General features: G+C 63.1%; 15 protein-coding genes. 6 read left to right on the plus strand and 9 right to left on the minus strand.

What is annotated here, in order from left to right; translation table 11 throughout:
* The first annotated feature begins 218 nt into the window (after nt 1–218).
* From NA619_RS04060 to NA619_RS04070, 3 genes are all read left to right on the plus strand, one after another.
* The gene (locus NA619_RS04060) at nt 219–1,493 is read left to right on the plus strand and encodes a PQQ-dependent sugar dehydrogenase (protein ID WP_255960190.1); all 1,275 of its coding nucleotides are present in this window, start codon (nt 219–221) and stop codon (nt 1,491–1,493) included.
* Nucleotides 1,494–1,555: 62 nt separating this feature from the next.
* Nucleotides 1,556–1,894, plus strand: a complete 339-nt coding sequence (locus NA619_RS04065; RefSeq protein WP_255960192.1) for a c-type cytochrome — start codon at nt 1,556–1,558, stop codon at nt 1,892–1,894.
* A 166-nt stretch (nt 1,895–2,060) separates the two neighbouring features.
* Nucleotides 2,061–2,519, plus strand: a complete 459-nt coding sequence (locus tag NA619_RS04070) for a DUF1456 family protein (RefSeq protein WP_255960194.1) — start codon at nt 2,061–2,063, stop codon at nt 2,517–2,519.
* Nucleotides 2,520–2,585: 66 nt separating this feature from the next.
* Here NA619_RS04070 and NA619_RS04075 read toward each other — a convergent pair whose 3' ends face one another.
* A complete protein-coding gene (locus NA619_RS04075) occupies nt 2,586–2,978 on the minus strand; it encodes a DUF4168 domain-containing protein (RefSeq protein WP_255960196.1) in 393 nt (130 codons plus the stop codon).
* A gap of 150 nt (nt 2,979–3,128) precedes the next feature.
* Here NA619_RS04075 and NA619_RS04080 point away from each other — a divergent pair, with 150 nt between their 5' ends.
* The 3 genes from NA619_RS04080 (at nt 3,129) to NA619_RS04090 (ending at nt 7,037) form a co-directional block, all read left to right on the plus strand.
* A complete protein-coding gene (locus NA619_RS04080) occupies nt 3,129–4,616 on the plus strand; it encodes a sensor histidine kinase (RefSeq protein ID WP_255960198.1) in 1,488 nt (495 codons plus the stop codon).
* Nucleotides 4,603–6,009: a sigma-54-dependent transcriptional regulator gene (locus NA619_RS04085; RefSeq protein ID WP_255960200.1), complete on the plus strand. Its 1,407-nt coding sequence runs from the start codon at nt 4,603–4,605 to the stop codon at nt 6,007–6,009. The genes NA619_RS04080 and NA619_RS04085 overlap by 14 nt, the downstream gene beginning before the upstream one ends.
* 353 nt (nt 6,010–6,362) lie before the next feature.
* A complete protein-coding gene (locus tag NA619_RS04090) occupies nt 6,363–7,037 on the plus strand; it encodes a DUF1028 domain-containing protein (protein WP_255960202.1) in 675 nt (224 codons plus the stop codon).
* Between the two features lie 12 nt (nt 7,038–7,049).
* Here the strand turns inward: NA619_RS04090 and NA619_RS04095 are convergent, their stop codons facing one another.
* The 8 genes from NA619_RS04095 to NA619_RS04130 all read right to left on the minus strand — a co-directional run bounded on the left by NA619_RS04095 (nt 7,050) and on the right by NA619_RS04130 (nt 16,120).
* Nucleotides 7,050–9,422, minus strand: coding sequence for an EAL domain-containing protein (locus NA619_RS04095; RefSeq protein ID WP_255960204.1), 2,373 nt, complete (start codon nt 9,420–9,422; stop codon nt 7,050–7,052).
* Complete coding sequence (locus NA619_RS04100; protein WP_423836801.1) at nt 9,409–10,494, minus strand: ABC transporter substrate-binding protein; 1,086 nt, start codon at nt 10,492–10,494, stop codon at nt 9,409–9,411. The genes NA619_RS04095 and NA619_RS04100 overlap by 14 nt, the downstream gene beginning before the upstream one ends.
* A 210-nt stretch (nt 10,495–10,704) precedes the next feature.
* Nucleotides 10,705–11,280 carry an antibiotic biosynthesis monooxygenase gene (locus tag NA619_RS04105; protein WP_255960208.1) on the minus strand — a complete coding sequence of 192 codons (576 nt, stop codon included), beginning with the start codon at nt 11,278–11,280 and terminating at the stop codon, nt 10,705–10,707.
* Between the two features lie 261 nt (nt 11,281–11,541).
* Nucleotides 11,542–12,678 (minus strand): PQQ-dependent sugar dehydrogenase, encoded by a 1,137-nt coding sequence (locus NA619_RS04110; RefSeq protein ID WP_423836797.1) that lies wholly within the window; start codon nt 12,676–12,678, stop codon nt 11,542–11,544.
* Nucleotides 12,675–13,118 (minus strand): hypothetical protein, encoded by a 444-nt coding sequence (locus NA619_RS04115; protein ID WP_255960210.1) that lies wholly within the window; start codon nt 13,116–13,118, stop codon nt 12,675–12,677. The genes NA619_RS04110 and NA619_RS04115 overlap by 4 nt, the downstream gene beginning before the upstream one ends.
* A gap of 64 nt (nt 13,119–13,182) precedes the next feature.
* Complete coding sequence (locus tag NA619_RS04120; RefSeq protein WP_255960212.1) at nt 13,183–14,187, minus strand: ArsA family ATPase; 1,005 nt, start codon at nt 14,185–14,187, stop codon at nt 13,183–13,185.
* Nucleotides 14,178–14,441, minus strand: coding sequence for a cory-CC-star protein (locus tag NA619_RS04125; protein ID WP_255960214.1), 264 nt, complete (start codon nt 14,439–14,441; stop codon nt 14,178–14,180). The genes NA619_RS04120 and NA619_RS04125 overlap by 10 nt, the downstream gene beginning before the upstream one ends.
* Nucleotides 14,438–16,120 (minus strand): carbon starvation CstA family protein, encoded by a 1,683-nt coding sequence (locus NA619_RS04130; protein ID WP_255960216.1) that lies wholly within the window; start codon nt 16,118–16,120, stop codon nt 14,438–14,440. The genes NA619_RS04125 and NA619_RS04130 overlap by 4 nt, the downstream gene beginning before the upstream one ends.
* Nucleotides 16,121–16,514 lie beyond the last annotated feature (394 nt).

Genomic DNA, 16,514 nt, shown 5'->3' on the forward strand with positions numbered 1-16,514 from the left:
CTAACTGATTACTGCGTACCGGTCGATGCTTCTGCCAAGAGCGGATAGATAGAGGCGCGTGCGGATATCTGGTAAAGGCGCGGATTGCCGCTACGCTGTGATCGAGTTCTCGGTTTTCCTATGCCTGTCGTATCGGCTCGGCCTGCGGCGGGAGGGGCGCTGAGCACAACAACAATAACGATCGTCTGTCGGGACGACCCCGATGAGGTAGATGCGCTATGAAATCTGCTCCTTTTGCCTTGAGTGCATTGCTGATCTGTATGTCTGGGGTCGCGCTTGCCGCGCCCACCAGCGACGAAGCCCTGGAACGTATGCGCTCTATGAAGACCACCGGTCAGTCGCTCGAGATGGCGACCATTCCCCAGACCGGCGAAATCGCCGACGCGATACGCGCCAACCTTGCGCGAATCGAGTTGCCGGACGGCTTCAAGATCGAACTTTATGCGGTGGTGCCCGATGCCCGGCACATGGCGGTCGGGCCATCCAGCGGCGTGGTGTTCGTCGGCACGCGCAAGACCGACCTCTGGGCCGTCACCGACCGCACCAAAAATCGCAAGGCGGACGAGGTCAAGCGTTTCGCTCCGGCGATCTCCTTTACCCAGCCAGGCCCATGCTTCAGTCAGGACGGCTTTCTCTTCGTTGCCGAACACAACCGCGTGTTGGTCTTCCCGGCCGCGGAGTTCTTTTATGAAGGACCGGATGTCGCAGCGGACATCGTGGTGCCCACCGGCGAGCTGATTCCGACCGACGAAGAAAGCTACAACCACGGTGCCCGGGTCTGTGCCGTAGGGCCGGACAACAAACTCACCGTGTCCCTGGGGCAACCGCACAACGTGCCGCCTAAGGACAAGCTCGATCTCTACAGCAAGCACGGTATCGGCGGCATCGTGCGCATGGAGCGCGACGGCAGCAAACGCGAGGTCTACGCGACCGGCGTGCGCAACTCGGTGGGTATCACCTACAACCCGACCAGCAAAGAGCTTTGGTTTACCGACAACCAGGTGGATGGCATGGGTGATGACATTCCACCGGGCGAGATCAACCATGCACCGAAGGCCGGCATGACGTTCGGCATGCCCTGGTACGGCGGTGGCCAAGTGCGCACCAAGGAGTACGCCGAGGAAACCCCGCCCGAGGGACTGACGTTCCCGGTGATCGAAACCGTCGCTCACGCAGCTGACATGGGCCTCACCTTTTATACCGGCAAGATGTTCCCCGAGCAGTACCGCGGCGGGCTGTTCAGCGCTCAGCGCGGCAGCTGGAATCGGACCGAGCCGGCTGGTGCGCGGGTGATGTTCACGCCTTTCGCCGCCGACGGCAGCGCGCCGTCAGGGGAAACCGTGCCATTCGCAGAGGGCTGGCTGGACAAGGAGACCGGTGAATACTACGGCCGTATCGTCGACGTTGCGCAGCTCAAGGACGGTTCCCTACTGGTCAGCGACGACACCGCTGGGGCGATCTACCGAATCTCCTACAGTGCCGATGCGAACTGACACAGTGCCATGAGGTGGCCCGGCTCTTGTGAACCGGGCAACGTTGTCCAAGGGGGCTGAACATGTCTGTTAATCGTCGTCGCAAAATGGTGATGCACTGGCTCATTCTGCTGTCGTTGCTCTTTGCCACAGAGGTTCGCGCTGACCTCGCGGCCGGGAAAGCCAAGGCCAAGATGTGCGCGGCCTGTCACGGGATCGATGGCCTGAGCAAGGTGGCCGATGCACCAAATCTGGCCGGCAACGGCGAGCTGTATCTGGCCCGGCAGCTCAAGGCGTTTCGCAGTGGTGAGCGCAAGCATCCGCAGATGTCGGTAATCGCCGCCGGACTGAGCGACGAGGACATCGCCCTCGTGACGGCCTGGTACTCGGCCATCAAGGTCAGCGTGGAGCTGCCCCAGTAAGGCCGGCGAGCGCGGCATCGACGGCAATGCTCTGGAAGCCCGGTCGATCCTCTATACTCGCAGCCCTTTCGGGCCGGCGGCGCTGCTGCGTCATGCCGGCCCGGCAACGTATCAACAATTTGAGGTGTGGCGCCGCTCTCGCTCCTCGACGAAGTAAGGAACATCCATGCTCAACAACGATGTGATGCGCAGCCTGCGCTACATCCTCAATGTCAGTGACGCCAAGATCGCCGAGATCACTCGCCTTACCGGTTGCGAGATTCCCGATGACGAGGCGGTTGCCTATCTGAAGAAAGAAGACGAGGAAGGGTACAAGCCCTGTGGTGACCGGATCATGGCGCATTTCCTCGATGGCCTGGTGATCTACAAGCGAGGCAAGGACGACAGCAGGCCGACGCCGCCGATAGAGCTGCCGATCAACAACAACATCGTGTTGAAAAAGCTGCGAGTCGCCTTCGAGCTGAAGGAAGACGACATGCACGAAATCCTCAAATCAGTGGACTTTCCGGTATCCAAGCCAGAGCTCAATGCACTGTTCCGCAAGGCCGGGCACAGCAACTACCGGGCCTGCGGCGATCAGCTATTGCGCAATTTCCTCAAGGGCCTGGCGCAACGCGGTAACTGAGCAATCACTGTGCTGCAGATATAAAAAAGCCCCGTCATGAACGGGGCTTTTGCGTATCGGCGAGCGTTAGCTCTGGATCATCGAGATGACCTTGTCACGCAGCTGAGGATCGCTCTGCACCGCCTGGTTGATGGCGTTGTATTCCTCGATGCTCAGGTCATTTTCTTCGACCGTATTCATCATTTTCTCATTAGCCTGCTGCTGCAGCTGCTGGGCTTCGGACGGATCGCCGGTCTTCTCCAGCTTGGCGGTGAAGTCCTGGCGGATCTCCATGATTTCACCCAGGGAGTCGGCAAATTTCTCAAGCTTCTTGTCGCTGATGTCCGAGGCTTGCATCGCCGGTGCGGCTTGCGGTGCCTGCGGCTGAGCGGCTTGCTGCGCCACAACCTGCGAGCTGCCGGCGGCCATGAACAGGGCGAACAGGCTGGCGGATACGAAGCGAGTATTGAGCTTGGTCATGTGTATTCATCCTGAGTTTGAAAAGACGATCAGGACATTGCATCAGCCATGCCATTTCTGGCGGATTTTGTAAGTAGTTGATCAGTAAGGAAAATGACCGCCGGTCTCGCTCCAGTCGACGGTCAATCCTTCCTTCTGTATGGTGCCAGAATGGCACATGTAGCAGTTTGGCAAAGAACTTCGACGTTACGCGGCGCGTTACTGCTGAAGGTGGTAATCCCCCTTGTGGCGATCATGCTCGGCTTTAGTTATCTGCTGTTGTGGACGGTCGAGCGCAACAGCGAGAGGCGCCTGCAGGAGGAGGTCGAATTGGTGGCCCGCGCCGTTCGGCTGCCGCTCAGCGACAGCCTGGAAAAGCAGCACGACCGTACTTCGCAGCAGGTCCTTGAATCAGTGCTCGGCGTCGGGCGAGTCTACGGCGCCTACCTCTACGATGATCAGGGCGAGCTCGTGGCTTTCGCCGGAGCCATCGAGCCGGATCAGGATCAGTCGTCCATTCAGCGATTGACTGCCGACGGCAAGCGCCGTGGTGGCTATCAGCGCATTCGCGGGCGCGAGGTCTATTCCTACTTTCTGCCGCTGGAGCAGAGCGGCGGGCGCATCAATGGGCTGTTGCAGGTGACCCGCCGCTGGAATGATTTCGAACGCGATACGCGTCAGCTGCGGATGATCGCTGGTATCTCCGCCGCGGTGCTAGCGCTGGCGTCGGTGTGCATCGTCCTGCTCGGGCACTGGGCGGCCATCGGCCGACATCTGCAGGACCTGACGCAGAGCATGGCGCGGGTGGCCGCGGGGGAGCGTCAGCACCGCGCGCCACGCAGCGGTCCCCAGGAAATCGCGGTGCTCGGCCGGGCGCTTAATCAGATGCTCGACAGCATTGCTGATGCCGAACAGCGAATGGCCGAACAGAAAGCCCGTGAGGCCGAGCTTGAAGCGCGCCTGCGGCGTTCCCAGCAGCTTGCGGCGGTGGGAAGACTCGCCGCCGGCGTCGCCCACGAGCTGGGCAGCCCGCTCAGCGTGATCGATGGCAAGGCTCAGCGCGTCCTGCGCAGCGAGACACTGGAGGATGGCCAGCGCAAGGGCCTGTTGCAGATCCGCAGTCAGGTCCAGCGCTTGAGTGAAATCGTCCGCCAGCTGCTGGACTTCGGGCGTGCTGCAGGGCGTCCGCCGCGACGCATGCCGGCCGACGTGCTGGCCCATTCGTCCGCCGCCGCTGTGGCCGACGAACTGGCTGCGCTGAACGTCGAGCTGCAGCTCGAGGCGCCAACCGAGCCGCTGTATTGTGAAGTTGACCCGCCACGTTTCGAGCAGGCGCTGACCAATCTGCTGCGCAATGCCGCCCAGGCCAGTCCCGGCGGCCAGGTGCTGTTGCGCTGGTGGCGAGAGGATGACTGCCTGCTGTTTCAGGTCGAGGACGATGGTGCCGGTGTAGCCGAAGAGCACCGTGCCGCCCTGTTCGAACCCTTCTTCACCACCAAACCAGTCGGTAAAGGCAGCGGCCTAGGCCTGGCTGTGGTGCACGGCGTAGTGGCCGAATGTGGGGGCCGGATTGATCTGGTCGAGAGCCGGCTGGGTGGCGCGGCGTTTCGTATTTCCCTGGCGCTGGCCGATGAGGAGGAAGGCAATGCAAACGGATGAGAGCACGCGCCAGCGAGTTCTGGTGGTAGAGGACGATGACGGCCTGCGCCAGTTACTGGTGGAAGAGCTTGAGGACCGCGCACTGGAGGTGCGATCCGTGGCCAGCGCCGAAGAGGCCGTCCCGTTGCTCGACAGTTATGAGCCGGACCTGGTGGTCAGCGATTTGCGACTACCGGGCGCTGACGGCATGGCGCTGCTGCGTCGCGTCAAAGGCATGCAGGCCGCGCCGGCGTTTCTGGTGATCACCGCGTTCGGCAGCATCCAGCAGGCGGTCGCGGCATTGAAGGAAGGCGCTGATGAATTCCTGACCAAGCCGCTGGACCTCGATCATCTGGGCCTCGCTGTATCGCGCGCTCTGGAAACCCGCCATCTGCGTGACGAGGTGCGGCGTTTTCAGCAACTGCTCAGCGATGATCGTTTCCACGGCATGCTCGGGCGCAGTCGCGTCATGCGCAGCCTGTTCGACCAGATCCGTCAGCTGGCCCGTGCGGCCGGTCCGGTACTGGTAATCGGCGAGAGCGGCACCGGCAAGGAACTGGTTGCACGCGCGGTGCATGCCGAAAGCGAACGCGCGCAGCGGCCCTTTCTGGCGATCAACTGCGCCGGACTTCCAGCCGAACTGCTCGAAAGCGAGTTCTTCGGCCATGCTGCTGGCGCCTTTACCGGCGCCAACCGTGCGCACAAGGGCCTGTTCCAGCAGGCGGACGGCGGCACCCTGTTTCTCGACGAGATCGGCGAAATGCCATTGCCGCTGCAGGCCAAGCTCTTGCGTGTGTTGCAGGAAGGCACCATTCGACCGGTTGGGGGCGAGCGCGAACTGAGTGTCGATGTTCGCATCATCGCTGCCAGCAATCGCCCGCTGGAAACCGCAGCCGGGCGCGAGTCGTTTCGCGAAGACCTGTTCTTCCGTCTCGAGACCTTCATTCTGCAAGTACCGCCGTTACGCGATCGCGAGGAGGACCGGGAGTTGCTCGCCGCCGGTTTCGTCGCCCACTTCGCGGCGCGCGATGGGCGACCCGTGCGGGGTTTGTCGCAAGCGGCACTCGAGCAGCTTCGGCGCTATCCCTTTCCCGGCAACGTGCGTGAACTGCAGAACGCCATGGAGCGCGCGGTGACCTTCTGCCACGGCCGCAGCATCGAACTGGAGCATCTGCCGACGCGCATCGCCAGCTATCAGGACAGCCCGCAGGAAGGCAAAGCCGATGAATTGCTTGGGCTGATGATCGATGGCCCGCTGCTGCCCACGCTTGACGAGCTGGAGATGCGCTACATCCAGCACGTGCTGGAGCGCGTCGAAGGCAACAAACGCCGCGCCGCCGCGCTGCTCGGCATTGGCCGGCGCACGCTCTATCGCCGCCTGGGCGAAAAGGAGCAGGAAGCCGACGAGGGATAGGCCGGCATGCAGGGCTGCGCGGGACGAATTCATTGGTCATTGGTCGCGGGCGAATAAATTCGCCCCTACAAGGGCGCGGGTGTCTTTGGGTTCGGTGAGCCATTAAGCACGGAATAAGTGGTTGCGCTTGAGCACGTCCTGTAGAGGCGAATTTATTCGCCTGCTTGGCATTGGTTGGCGAATAAATTCGCGGCTACAGGGTGTTGGGCGTTGTTGTTTTGGGAGGTGCTGGAGTGGCGTTGTAGCCAACGGATGGATGTTTACGCTGGAGCGACGCACGCGCCGATAAATGCACACGTGGAACGATCACGCGGCCGCTGGGCCCAAACCGCTATACGTTCATAGGACAGACCATGACCTTCTCCATCATTGCGCGATGCCCGCGAACCGGCCAATTCGGGATCGCCGCCGCCACGGCCATGCCGGCGGTGGGCAAGCTGCTGACCCATGCGGCCGCGGGTGTCGGTGCGGTCGCCACCCAGGCGCGTATTAATCCTTACCTCGGCATCGACGGGCTGGCTCTGTTACGTGAAGGTTGCGAGGCAGGGCAGGTGATCGAGCGCCTGAAGGCGACCGATCCCTGCATGTCTCAACGCCAAGTCGCGGTGATCGACGCGCAGGGGCGCACCGCTTGCTGGACCGGCGATCAGTGCCTGCCCTGGTCCGGCTGTATCGAAGGTGATGGTTTCTGCGTGCAGGGCAACCGGCTGACCGGCCGCAACGTGCTGGAAGCCGTGGTCGATGCGCTCAACTGCACGCGCTTTCTGCCGCTCGTCGAGCGCCTGATGGAAGCCCTGGTGGCGGGCGACGCGCTGGGCGGCGACCGCCACGGCGAGTCGTCGGCGACCATCTACGTCGTTGACCGCGAGGAATATCCCTTGTGGGACATCCGGGTCGATCATCACCCCGATCCGATGAAGGAGCTGCGCCGCCTGCATGGCGTATTCGAGCGTGAGGTGCTGCCGGAAATGCTGGGCATGCCGACCCGCGAGAACCCTGCCGGGGCAGCGGAAGAAGACTCGATCTGAGGGCGCGAGCCCTCAGCCTTCCGCGGGCAGCGCGCGGCTCGGCATCAGGTCGAGCCGCGGATCGGCCTGCGCGCGATTGCGGACCGCGACCCAGTCGGTGAGCGCGCTGACCGATCGTGGCGGCGAAATCAGATAGCCCTGGAACAGATCACAGCCGGCTTGCAGCAGCGCCGACTGCTTTTCCAGTGTGTCCACACCCTCGGCGTTGACCCGTTTGCCCTGCGCATGGCAGAACGCGACGATGGCGCTCAGGCTCTGCTGCATCTCGGGGCGGGTCAGACGTTCGACGATGGCCATGTCCAGTTTGATGGTGTCGGCCGGATACTCCAGCAGCTGCTGGATCGAGGTGTAGCCAACTCCAAAATCGTCGATGGCCACGCGGAAGCCTGCCATGCGAATGGTGCGTACGACTTCCATGGTGTTGCTGCTCAGCTCGGCGGCATAGGTCTCGGTCAGCTCGATCTCGATGCGGGTGGGGCAGATGCCGTAATGCGCCGCGCGCTCGATGAGGTAGTTGCACAGGCGGTCATCGGTCAGCTGCGCGGAGGATACGTTGATCGCCAGGATCACCCGCTCGCCGAACAGCGTCACCAGGTCCGGATAACCGGCCAGCGCGCGGTCGATCACCCAGCTGTCGATCTTCGGAAACAGCCCGGCGCGCTCGGCGATGGGAATGAATTCGCCTGGTGACACCGTGCCCAGCACCGGCGAATGCCAGCGCAGCAGCACCTCACAACTCACCACCGCGCCCTCGCGATCAACTGCCGGCATGTACACCAGGCGGAGTTGGTCGTCGCCATCCAGTGCGCGCAGCTGCTCTTCGATTAGCCGAATGCGCCGGTCGCGCCGCTCCAGCTCCGCAGAAAACGCCACCGCGGCATTCTTGCCCTCGGCTTTGGCCTGGTACATGGCGGTGTCGGCGCGGGTAAGCAGTTGCGTGAAGGAGTCCGCATCGCTGGGGTAGCACGCGGTGCCGATGCTTACGCTGACCTGATAGAGGCGGTCGTCCATCCGGAAGCCACCGCGGCAAAGGCCGAGCAGGGCGTCAGTCAGCTCGCGCAAGCCGTCGTTCGCGGGTTCGGACATGAGCAATACCGCGAACTCGTCCCCCGACAGGCGCGCCAGGGCCGTTTCCGTATTCGGGCGGGTTTCACGGTGGCGATCAAGTGCGCCCTGGGCGCGCAGCGCGAATATCCGCAGCAGCGCGTCACCGGCGTCATGCCCATGCTGGTCGTTGACCTGCTTGAAGTTGTCCAGGTCAATGAACAGCAGCGCCAGTTGTTGACCGCTTTGCTGACATTTGTCGTGCATCGCCGAGGCCAGCATGGCGAAGTGCGCGCGGTTGCTAATGTGGGTCAGGCTGTCGGTCCAGGAGATCTCCTGAATGCGCTGCAGGGCCTCAGTGTTGCGCTCGTGCAGGGTCTTCATGTTCAGCGTCAGCCGGCCGATCTCGCCGCCGTCGGTGGGCTCGTCCAGCGCTTCGCGCTTGCACAGCAAGAGGTCCGTAAGCTGGCTGTCGAGGTGGCTGATGGGGTCGGTGATATAGCGGCGGAGCAAGAGCATCAGCAGTGCGATGGTCAGCACGCAGATCAGCGAGCCACCGATGAGAAAGGCAAGGCTCAAGGTGCGCAGCCGCTCGGCAATGTACTCCGATGGCGGCGTCAGCCGGGCCTTCATCGAAGATGACAGTTCGACTTCGGCCGACAGGCCCGACGGCGCCGCCCCCAGCTGTGGAGCGATCTCCATCGCTGCGCCGTACTCGGCCTCGAGGCGCGTCTTCAGTGCGATGAACTGATCCGGGCGCACGGCCAGCTGCAACGTGAACGAATCAGCCCGCTGGCTGGGCAACGGCCGGGTGGCCGAAGCCGGCATGATGAAATCGGTATCCACCAACAGTGGTCCGCCCTCCGCATTCTCCACGTAGGTCATCTCGCGGGTTTCGGTGGCCAGCTTGGCTTCGCGGACGATCTGCTGCTGAGTGGCATTCATGCTGGCGAAGGGCGACAGGCTGCTTTCGAAGTAGTACGCCACCTCGCCCGCGGGTTCGACGATGGCGAATGAGACGAACGACAGGCGGGTGGTGGACAACGAGCGAATGCTCTGCTGGATGCGCAGGCCGAGCGTTTCGTTGCGATAGCCGGTGTTCGATTCACGTAGGAACAGCAGCAGGGCATCGCTATCGATGATCGAATACAGCACGCTTCGGTTGAACGACTCGTAATCCAGATAGGCGGATTTGAGCGCCGACAGCTGTTGTTCGAGGCGCGCCTGCTCCAGGCCCAGCAGCGAGGCGCGCTGGGTCACGTAGGCGGTGGTGGCGGCAAGCAACTGGACGATCAGGATGACCGGAAAGATCACCAGCAGTGCGCGTTTACCGAGCGTCATGGGAGTTGATCAGGGCGCTGATGATGCGCCGCCGCGTCTGTGTTGACTGCATGGGGCGCGGCTCGTAGATCTGGCTGTTCTGCAGCACCGCTTCGGTCGGGTAGATGGTCGGGTCTTCGCTGATCTCCGCGGGCTGCAAAGCTCGGGCGGCGGCATTCGGCGTGGCGACGCCCAGGTCGGTTGCGTTCAGTGCAGCGATCTGCGGATCGCTGATGAAGTTAAGGAAGCGGTAAGCCAATTCCTTCTTGCTGCCCTTGGCCGGAACGGAGAGGCAGTCGACCCAGAGCAGCGTGCCTTCCTTGGGCACCACATAGCGCCACGGCTCGCCTTCCACGCCTTCGACTTCATTGAGCACCTGCTGATCACCGCTGTAGGCAAGGGCCATGTCGGCCTTGTCCAGGTAGCGCTGGCTACGCAGGGAGGTGATCGCATATTCGTAGGTCAGCACCGCACTGGATTGCGCGGTCAACATATCGAAGGCGGCTTTCAGATCCTCGTTGCTTGAGGTGTTGATCGAGTGCTGGCGATACAGCAGCGGGCCAGCCAGGATGTCTTCGTGATCCTCCATCATGATGATGTGCGGCTCGTCACTGCGGGTAGGCTGCAGCAGATCGGCCCAGGATTGCGGCGCGACTGGCATCCGGTCGGTGCGGTAGGCGATGCCGAGGGTGCCCCAGAGGTAAGGGATGGCGTGGGCGCCGCAGCTGTTACGCCAGCGCTCGGAAACATGCTTGAGATTGGGCAGCGCCTTGAAGTCGATGGGTTCGAGCAGGCCACGCTCGCCGAAGCGGTTGGCGCTGATCAGCTCGGTCAGCGAAATATCGATCTGGTGGTCTGGCTTGGCCAGCACTTCATCGCGCTTGTCGCCACTGTCGAAGTAGACCTGTTGGATCTTGACCCCTGTCTCGGCTTCCCAACGCTCGATGACCGCCTCGCTGAGATATTCCTCCCAGTTCAGCAGGCTCAGGGTTTCGGCCGCGTGCGTGGCAGTCGAGGGGAACAGCAGACAGGCTGCGGCCAGGAATAAACCGCGTGAGCGGCCAAGGCCAGGTGTTTTCTTGTTATTCATCAGGCTATCCATCCACCGCAAAAAAAATCGTTCGGCCGCTGCGCTGACGGCTGCAATGTGGCTCATCCGCCGGCAAAGAAGTGTTCTTTACTGCCGTGCACCCGACCGCGGACGCGTGACGGACACACGGCGTATCGGCATGCAGTAGTGGCACTTTAATGGCGTCAGACGAACGGCAGCAACGACTTTATGCGGCCGTCCCTGGCCATCCGATCAGCGGGCGGTAGCGGCCTGTTTTGGAGATCGCAGGGCAGGGCGGGGGGAGGCAGTCAGCCAGGGTGCAAGCAGGCGCGTGGACAGCGGAATGAACAGGTAGGTCATCAACGGCGTCAGGGCGAGGGTGCTGATCAGAATGCGCGCGACCAGGCCAAGTTCGCTGAGCACGCCGCCAAACAGCATGTTGAATAGTAGCGATACCGGGAAGAACGCCAACCAGATCGCCACGCTTTGCTTCCAGCGCGGTGGCGGGGTGCTGTCGTTACTGCCAAACCAGGTGTCGATGCCGCGGGCGCGTTGCTCGTGGGGTTGGCCGAAGAGGTCGCCGCCACGCTGCAGCCAGGCACGGCGGGAGGCTGAATGCTCCCAGGTGTCGAGGGTCTGCTCATCGGCGAAGCGGAAGACGATCTGAAATTCATCGTCGCCAGGCGGCGGCGCCAGTACGCCGGAGCCAAGATAGCCGGGGAAGTCTGCGGCCAGCAGTTCGCCTTCGTGGAGCCAGGCGAGGAGATCGTGGTAGCGGCCATCGCGCACGCGGCGGGCCACCATCAAGGTGACGGGTTTGGTAGACATCGTGTATCTCCAGCATCAGGCCGTCGACCCGGATAGGGCATTCGGCAAACGCAGCGCCGGGGTGGTGGGCTGCGGGGAAATTCAGGCAAGGATCATGCCCTGGTCGTCTGACCACGCCGGACCCGGTAAGGTCGGTGCGTGTGGTGGACGACGGCGCACTATACGGAGATTTTCTGCACTTGGAAGGGGCGCCGCCGAGCGGGCCTGCATGGAGGTTGAGCGACAGCTGCAGACCGGGCATCAGGCAGGCGGAAGTTTGACTCAGTCCCGACCCTGATCGGCTGCTGGGGTGACTTTCAGTAACCGGCCTTCCGGGCCGTCGGTAAGCAGGTAAAGCGCACCGTCCGGGCCGATCTGGACGTCCCTGATTCGCTCGTCGAGTTCGGCAAACAGTGTTTCCTGTTCGGCCACCTCACCGTCGATGAGCCGGACCCGGCGAACCTCCTTGGCAGCCAGCGCGGCGTTGAATAGATCGCCCTGCCAGTCTGGAAACAGCGAGCCCTCATAGATCGCCAGCGCGCTTGGCGCGATGGAGGGCGTCCAGTGCAGCAGTGGTGCGACAGTCTCCGGCTGGCTCTGGAAGGGGCTGACCTGCGCCCCGGTGTAATCCAGGCCGAAGGTCGCCAGGGGCCAGCCGTAGTTGCGGCCAGCCTCGATCAGATTGATTTCGTCGCCGCCCTTCGGACCGTGCTCGTTGATCAGCAGCCGGTCGTTTTTTCTGTCGTAGGCGATCCCCTGAACGTTGCGGTGTCCGTAGCTGTAGATCTCGTCAACCATACCGGTGCGCCCATGGAACGGGTTGTCCTCGGGTGCTTTACCTTCACGCGTCAGGCGGACCAGGGTGCCAAGATGGTTGTCGAGGTTCTGCGCTTGCTCCCGATAATCGAAGCCGTCGCCAAGGGTCAGGATCAGCGTCTTGTCAGGCAGAAAGGCAATGCGGCCGCCGTAATGCGAACCGCCGGCCTTGGCGGGGTGGGCATCGAACAATGTCTCCACCTCTTCCAGGCGATCATCGACCAGGCGCCCGCGTATCAGCCGCGTGTTGTTCGCATCGTCCTTGCCGTAGGCCAGGGTCAGGTACACCCATGGCGAGCTCCCGAAGTCGGGGTCCAGCGCGACGTGCATCAAGCCCGCCTGAGTGTCCTGATAGCCCATGGGTACACCCTCGACAGGCTCGTCTCGAAGCTCGCCATCGGCTTCGATCATGCGCAGCCTGCCGACGCGCTCGGTGACCAGCATGCGGCCGTCAGGGAGAAACGCCAGCGCCCAGGGATACTGCAGCCCTTCGGTGAGCGTTTCGACCTGATACTCGCTGCGCGCACTGGCGTGGCTTGCCAAGGCGATAGTCATCAACATCGCCGCGAGGGTTTTGTGAAGCATCAGCTTGTGCGCGTTCACCGGCGGTTCCTCCATAGGGTGGCGAACAGCAGGCCGCCGAACGCGCCGCTGAGCATCATCGCCGCGGTGCCCTCGGCGCTGCGGGTGGCGGCGATCAGCGTCGGCATCGGCGCGACCGCATCCGCGATCTGGAATGCCGCAAGCAAGCCGAGGCCACCGGCCAGAAAATACAGCGGAAGTCGCCAGGTGGGCAGGAAACGAGCCGCGAGGGCCGCAAGGGGCAGAGCGCACAGAAGCGTGACGCCCATGATTGCCGCGTATGCCGGAGTGAAACCAAGCAGATCTCGCGCGGTGGCGCTCAGTCGTACCGACAGGCTGACCGGTGCGCCTAAGCTCTGCAGTGCTGCGAGGTTGATCTGGGTTTGGATGATCGAGCCGACAACCGTGGCAAAGGCCACGGCTAGCAGAAAAATCAGGATGGCGCGCAGGTAGGCGGTCATGCTCAGCTCCGGATGTAGTGCCGGGATTATCTACAGGCCTCGTCGGGTACAGGCATAAAGACTGTTACGGGGTTTTTGTCTGGACAGCGAGTTGCTCCCCGAATGCATCGAGCGCCGCTTCCCCGACCACGTCTTCGGCCAGTAGAGGCAGCTGTTGCAGCGCAAGGCCGGGCAGTGCTTGTCGCAACGTATCCAGATGGCGTTGTTCCCCTGCGTGGCGCTCGGCGAGAAAGGCGCCGGCGTCGGCGGGCGAGCGCTTGTTCACCACCAGCCCGGCCACCTCGATGCCGCTGCGTTGCAGCTGGGCCTGCAACTCGATGGTTTCCAGCACGGGCAGTCGCTCCGCGGCGAGCACGATGACGAAGGCACAGCGCTGGCGATCCTGAATCAGGTCACGTAGCTGGCGGAAGCGTTCGCGGCGTCGGTAGAGCAGCTGGCGCACACGCTGCTGACGGTCCTCGCCGTCGCCCTTTTCCTGGCCGAGTACGCTTTCGCCCAGGCCGCTGTCGTCCTTGCCTAAATTGCGCAGGACGTCGCCGAAGCGCTTGCTGCGTTCCTGGCGTTGCAGCAGGCCTTCGGTCCAGGCGGTCATCATTTCCGGCAGGGCCATCAGGCGCGAGGTGTGGCCGGACGGGGCGGTGTCGAAGACCAGCAGGTCGTAGTCGGCCAGACCCTGGATAACGGTGTCTGCGATGCGCTCGAGCAGTGCGGCTTCGTGCATCCCGGGTGCGTCGCGTGAAAGCGCCATGTGTTTGTCGACTTCGCCGGCCAGATGCGGCGGCATCAACCGACGCAGGGCGCTGCCGACTTCATCGAGGTGGTGACGTACCGTTTCGTCAGGGTCCAGTTCCAGCCCGTCGAGTCCGACTGCCAATCGCACGATGTTGGAGCCGATGGAACGGTTCCACAGGTGCCCGAGGTTGTGCGCCGGATCGGTGGAGATCAGCAGCACCCGGCGACCGGCCCGCGCTTGCTGCAGCGCCGTGGCGGCAGCGACCGTGGTCTTGCCGACACCGCCTTTGCCGCCGATGAACAACACGCGGCGCTCGGCCGCCAGCGTCAGCAACATCCGATGTGATCCAGTGGCGAGTGCTCCATGCCCATGCGCAGGTGCCAGTCGTGGAAGCGTTCGTAGAGTTCCGGCATCAGCTCTAGGGTGTACCAGGCCGCCGGATTGGGCACGCCCAGTGCCTCGGAGAACACCAGCAGCATGAACAGGTCGTCTTCGTCGCGCCGGGCGCGGGCGAAGGTACGTCGATACGGCGCGACGTAGAACTCTTTCAGCCCGTGCGAGACCCGCTCGAAGAACGGCCGCTGGGTCACGGCAGCGGCTCGTCGGTGGTCATCTCGGCGGCCGGATCGCGGCCTTTGCGCATGGCAATCACCGATTCGAGCGTGACCCACAACGCGGCGATCAGGATCACCACGTCCATGCCCAGTAGCAGCCAGTCCTCGGCGCGGTAGAACTGGCCCATCTGCACCAGCAGCGCATAGATGGACATGGCCAGCAGGAATACCAGCGGCACCAACGTGTACATTGCCGGGCGGCCCTGCTTGATCAGCAGCACCGTGATGATCGATAGCGTCAGCCCGGCCAGCAGTTGGTTGGTGGTGCCGAACAGCGGCCAGATCGCCATGCCGCCACTGCCCTCGGCTCCCGCACCAAAGGCCAGCGCCATGCACACGCCAACGGCGATGACGGTGCCGACCAGCGTGTTCACCTTGATTCCGGCCAGCTCGCCGGCCTCCTGAATGACGAAGCGCTGCAGACGCAAACCCGTGTCCATGGTCGTCCCGGCGAAGAGGATCGCCATCACCGCGAGGATGGTTGCGCCCAGGTCCGCCGGTAGGCCAAGGCCATTAGCGAGCAGCGTGCCGCCGCCCTGGACGAAGGCATTCACACCGCCCTGACCGAATGCGGTGTAGACCTGCTGCCAGTCGAGCAGGGTGGCAAAGCCGGCGGTGCAGCAGATGATCGCAGCCAGCGAGAGCATCCCTTCACCCACCGCGCCGAAATAGCCGACGAAGCGGGCGTCGGTTTCCTTGTCCAGCTGCTTGGAGGTGGTGCCGGAAGCGACCAGCCCGTGGAATCCGGAAATCGCGCCACAGGCGATGGTGACGAACAGCAGCGGCACGATGCTCGGGCTGTCGGGCGGCAGCTCGTTGTTATAGGCCGGCGCGACCAGCTCCGGTGCGCCGAACAACACGGCCATATAGAGCAATCCAAGACCGACGAACAATTGCAGGCCGTTGATGTAATCACGCGGTTGCAGCAGCACCCACACCGGCAGCAGCGAGGCGATCGCGGCGTAGGCAAACAGCAGCAGAATCCAGAACGACTTAGCGCTCAGGCCCAGCACCGTGTCCGGCAGACTGACTGGGTAGGCACTGCCCAGCAGAATCAGCAGATACAGCAAAATGACGCCGCCCAGCGAAGGCCAGAGCAATTTGACGTTGTAGCGGTAAATCAGCTGGCCGATCACCAGCGCGACGACGATCGCACCCCACACCGGAATCACCGAGGTGGGCGTCGAGACCAGCAGATTGGAGATCACCGCAGCGAAGGCGCCGTTCACCATCAGCAGCACCAGGAAGATCACAACGAGGAACAGGCTGCGCCCACGTGAGCCGATCAGCCGGCCACTGAGCATGCCCACCGATTGCCCGCGGTTGCGTGCGCTGGCCCAGAGGGCACCGAAGTCGTGGATGCCGGCAAAGAAGATGGTGCCTAAGACTACCCAGAGAAAGGCCGGCACCCAGCCCCAGATCACCGCGATGGCCGGCCCGACGATGGGCGCTGCGCCCGCCACCGAGGTGAAGTGATGGCCCCACAGCACGAACTTGTTGGTCGGCACGTAATCCACGCCGTCGCGCATGGTGTGGGCAGGGGTACGGTAGTTGGGATCGAGGCGGTAGATCTTCTCGGCGATGAACTTCGAGTAGAAGACATACCCCAGCGACATCGCCGCCAGCCCCACAATCATCAACGCAATCGCACTCATCGAAGGCTCCTCGCACGCGTGCCCAGTCCAGGCATCACGCAGGCTTGGGCTACTGCCCAGTGATCCATGCCACCCGAGCGGGCGGCCGTCCGCTGTGTCGGTGCAGAACCGACCTTGGAGATTCGAGCGATGTCACCACGAAAGGTTTCCCGCCAGCGCTCAAGGACGGGGAGCTGCGGCTGAATTTGGTGCACTGGCGACCGGCTCGTGCTCATTGAGGTGCACGGCGGGAGGCGGTTTGCTGCCGGCCGACTAGACTTGCGAAGCGAGCCTGGTGGCACAGTGCCTTTATTGGTGCAGGCAATGCGTGCGATGCACCTGACACCCACGCCGTGGCGCGCCCTTTGCTTTGGATCGGGTTCTACACCGGCTCGACCCGTTGGTGAATGCAATG

The organism is Stutzerimonas stutzeri (assembly GCF_024448895.1).
Classification (GTDB): Bacteria; Pseudomonadota; Gammaproteobacteria; order Pseudomonadales; family Pseudomonadaceae; genus Stutzerimonas; species Stutzerimonas stutzeri_Q.

Bases quoted from the DNA above. Each gene is read 5' to 3' on its own strand.
- NA619_RS04060 (WP_255960190.1), top strand. From the start codon at position 219: ATGAAATCTGCTCCTTTTGCCTTGAGTGCATTGCTGATCTGTATGTCT.
- NA619_RS04065 (WP_255960192.1), top strand. From the start codon at position 1,556: ATGTCTGTTAATCGTCGTCGCAAAATGGTGATGCACTGGCTCATTCTG.
- NA619_RS04070 (WP_255960194.1), top strand. From the start codon at position 2,061: ATGCTCAACAACGATGTGATGCGCAGCCTGCGCTACATCCTCAATGTC.
- NA619_RS04075 (WP_255960196.1), bottom strand. From the start codon at position 2,978: ATGACCAAGCTCAATACTCGCTTCGTATCCGCCAGCCTGTTCGCCCTG.
- NA619_RS04080 (WP_255960198.1), top strand. From the start codon at position 3,129: ATGGCACATGTAGCAGTTTGGCAAAGAACTTCGACGTTACGCGGCGCG.
- NA619_RS04085 (WP_255960200.1), top strand. From the start codon at position 4,603: ATGCAAACGGATGAGAGCACGCGCCAGCGAGTTCTGGTGGTAGAGGAC.
- NA619_RS04090 (WP_255960202.1), top strand. From the start codon at position 6,363: ATGACCTTCTCCATCATTGCGCGATGCCCGCGAACCGGCCAATTCGGG.
- NA619_RS04095 (WP_255960204.1), bottom strand. From the start codon at position 9,422: ATGACGCTCGGTAAACGCGCACTGCTGGTGATCTTTCCGGTCATCCTG.
- NA619_RS04105 (WP_255960208.1), bottom strand. From the start codon at position 11,280: ATGTCTACCAAACCCGTCACCTTGATGGTGGCCCGCCGCGTGCGCGAT.
- NA619_RS04115 (WP_255960210.1), bottom strand. From the start codon at position 13,118: ATGACCGCCTACCTGCGCGCCATCCTGATTTTTCTGCTAGCCGTGGCC.
- NA619_RS04120 (WP_255960212.1), bottom strand. From the start codon at position 14,187: ATGTTGCTGACGCTGGCGGCCGAGCGCCGCGTGTTGTTCATCGGCGGC.
- NA619_RS04130 (WP_255960216.1), bottom strand. From the start codon at position 16,120: ATGAGTGCGATTGCGTTGATGATTGTGGGGCTGGCGGCGATGTCGCTG.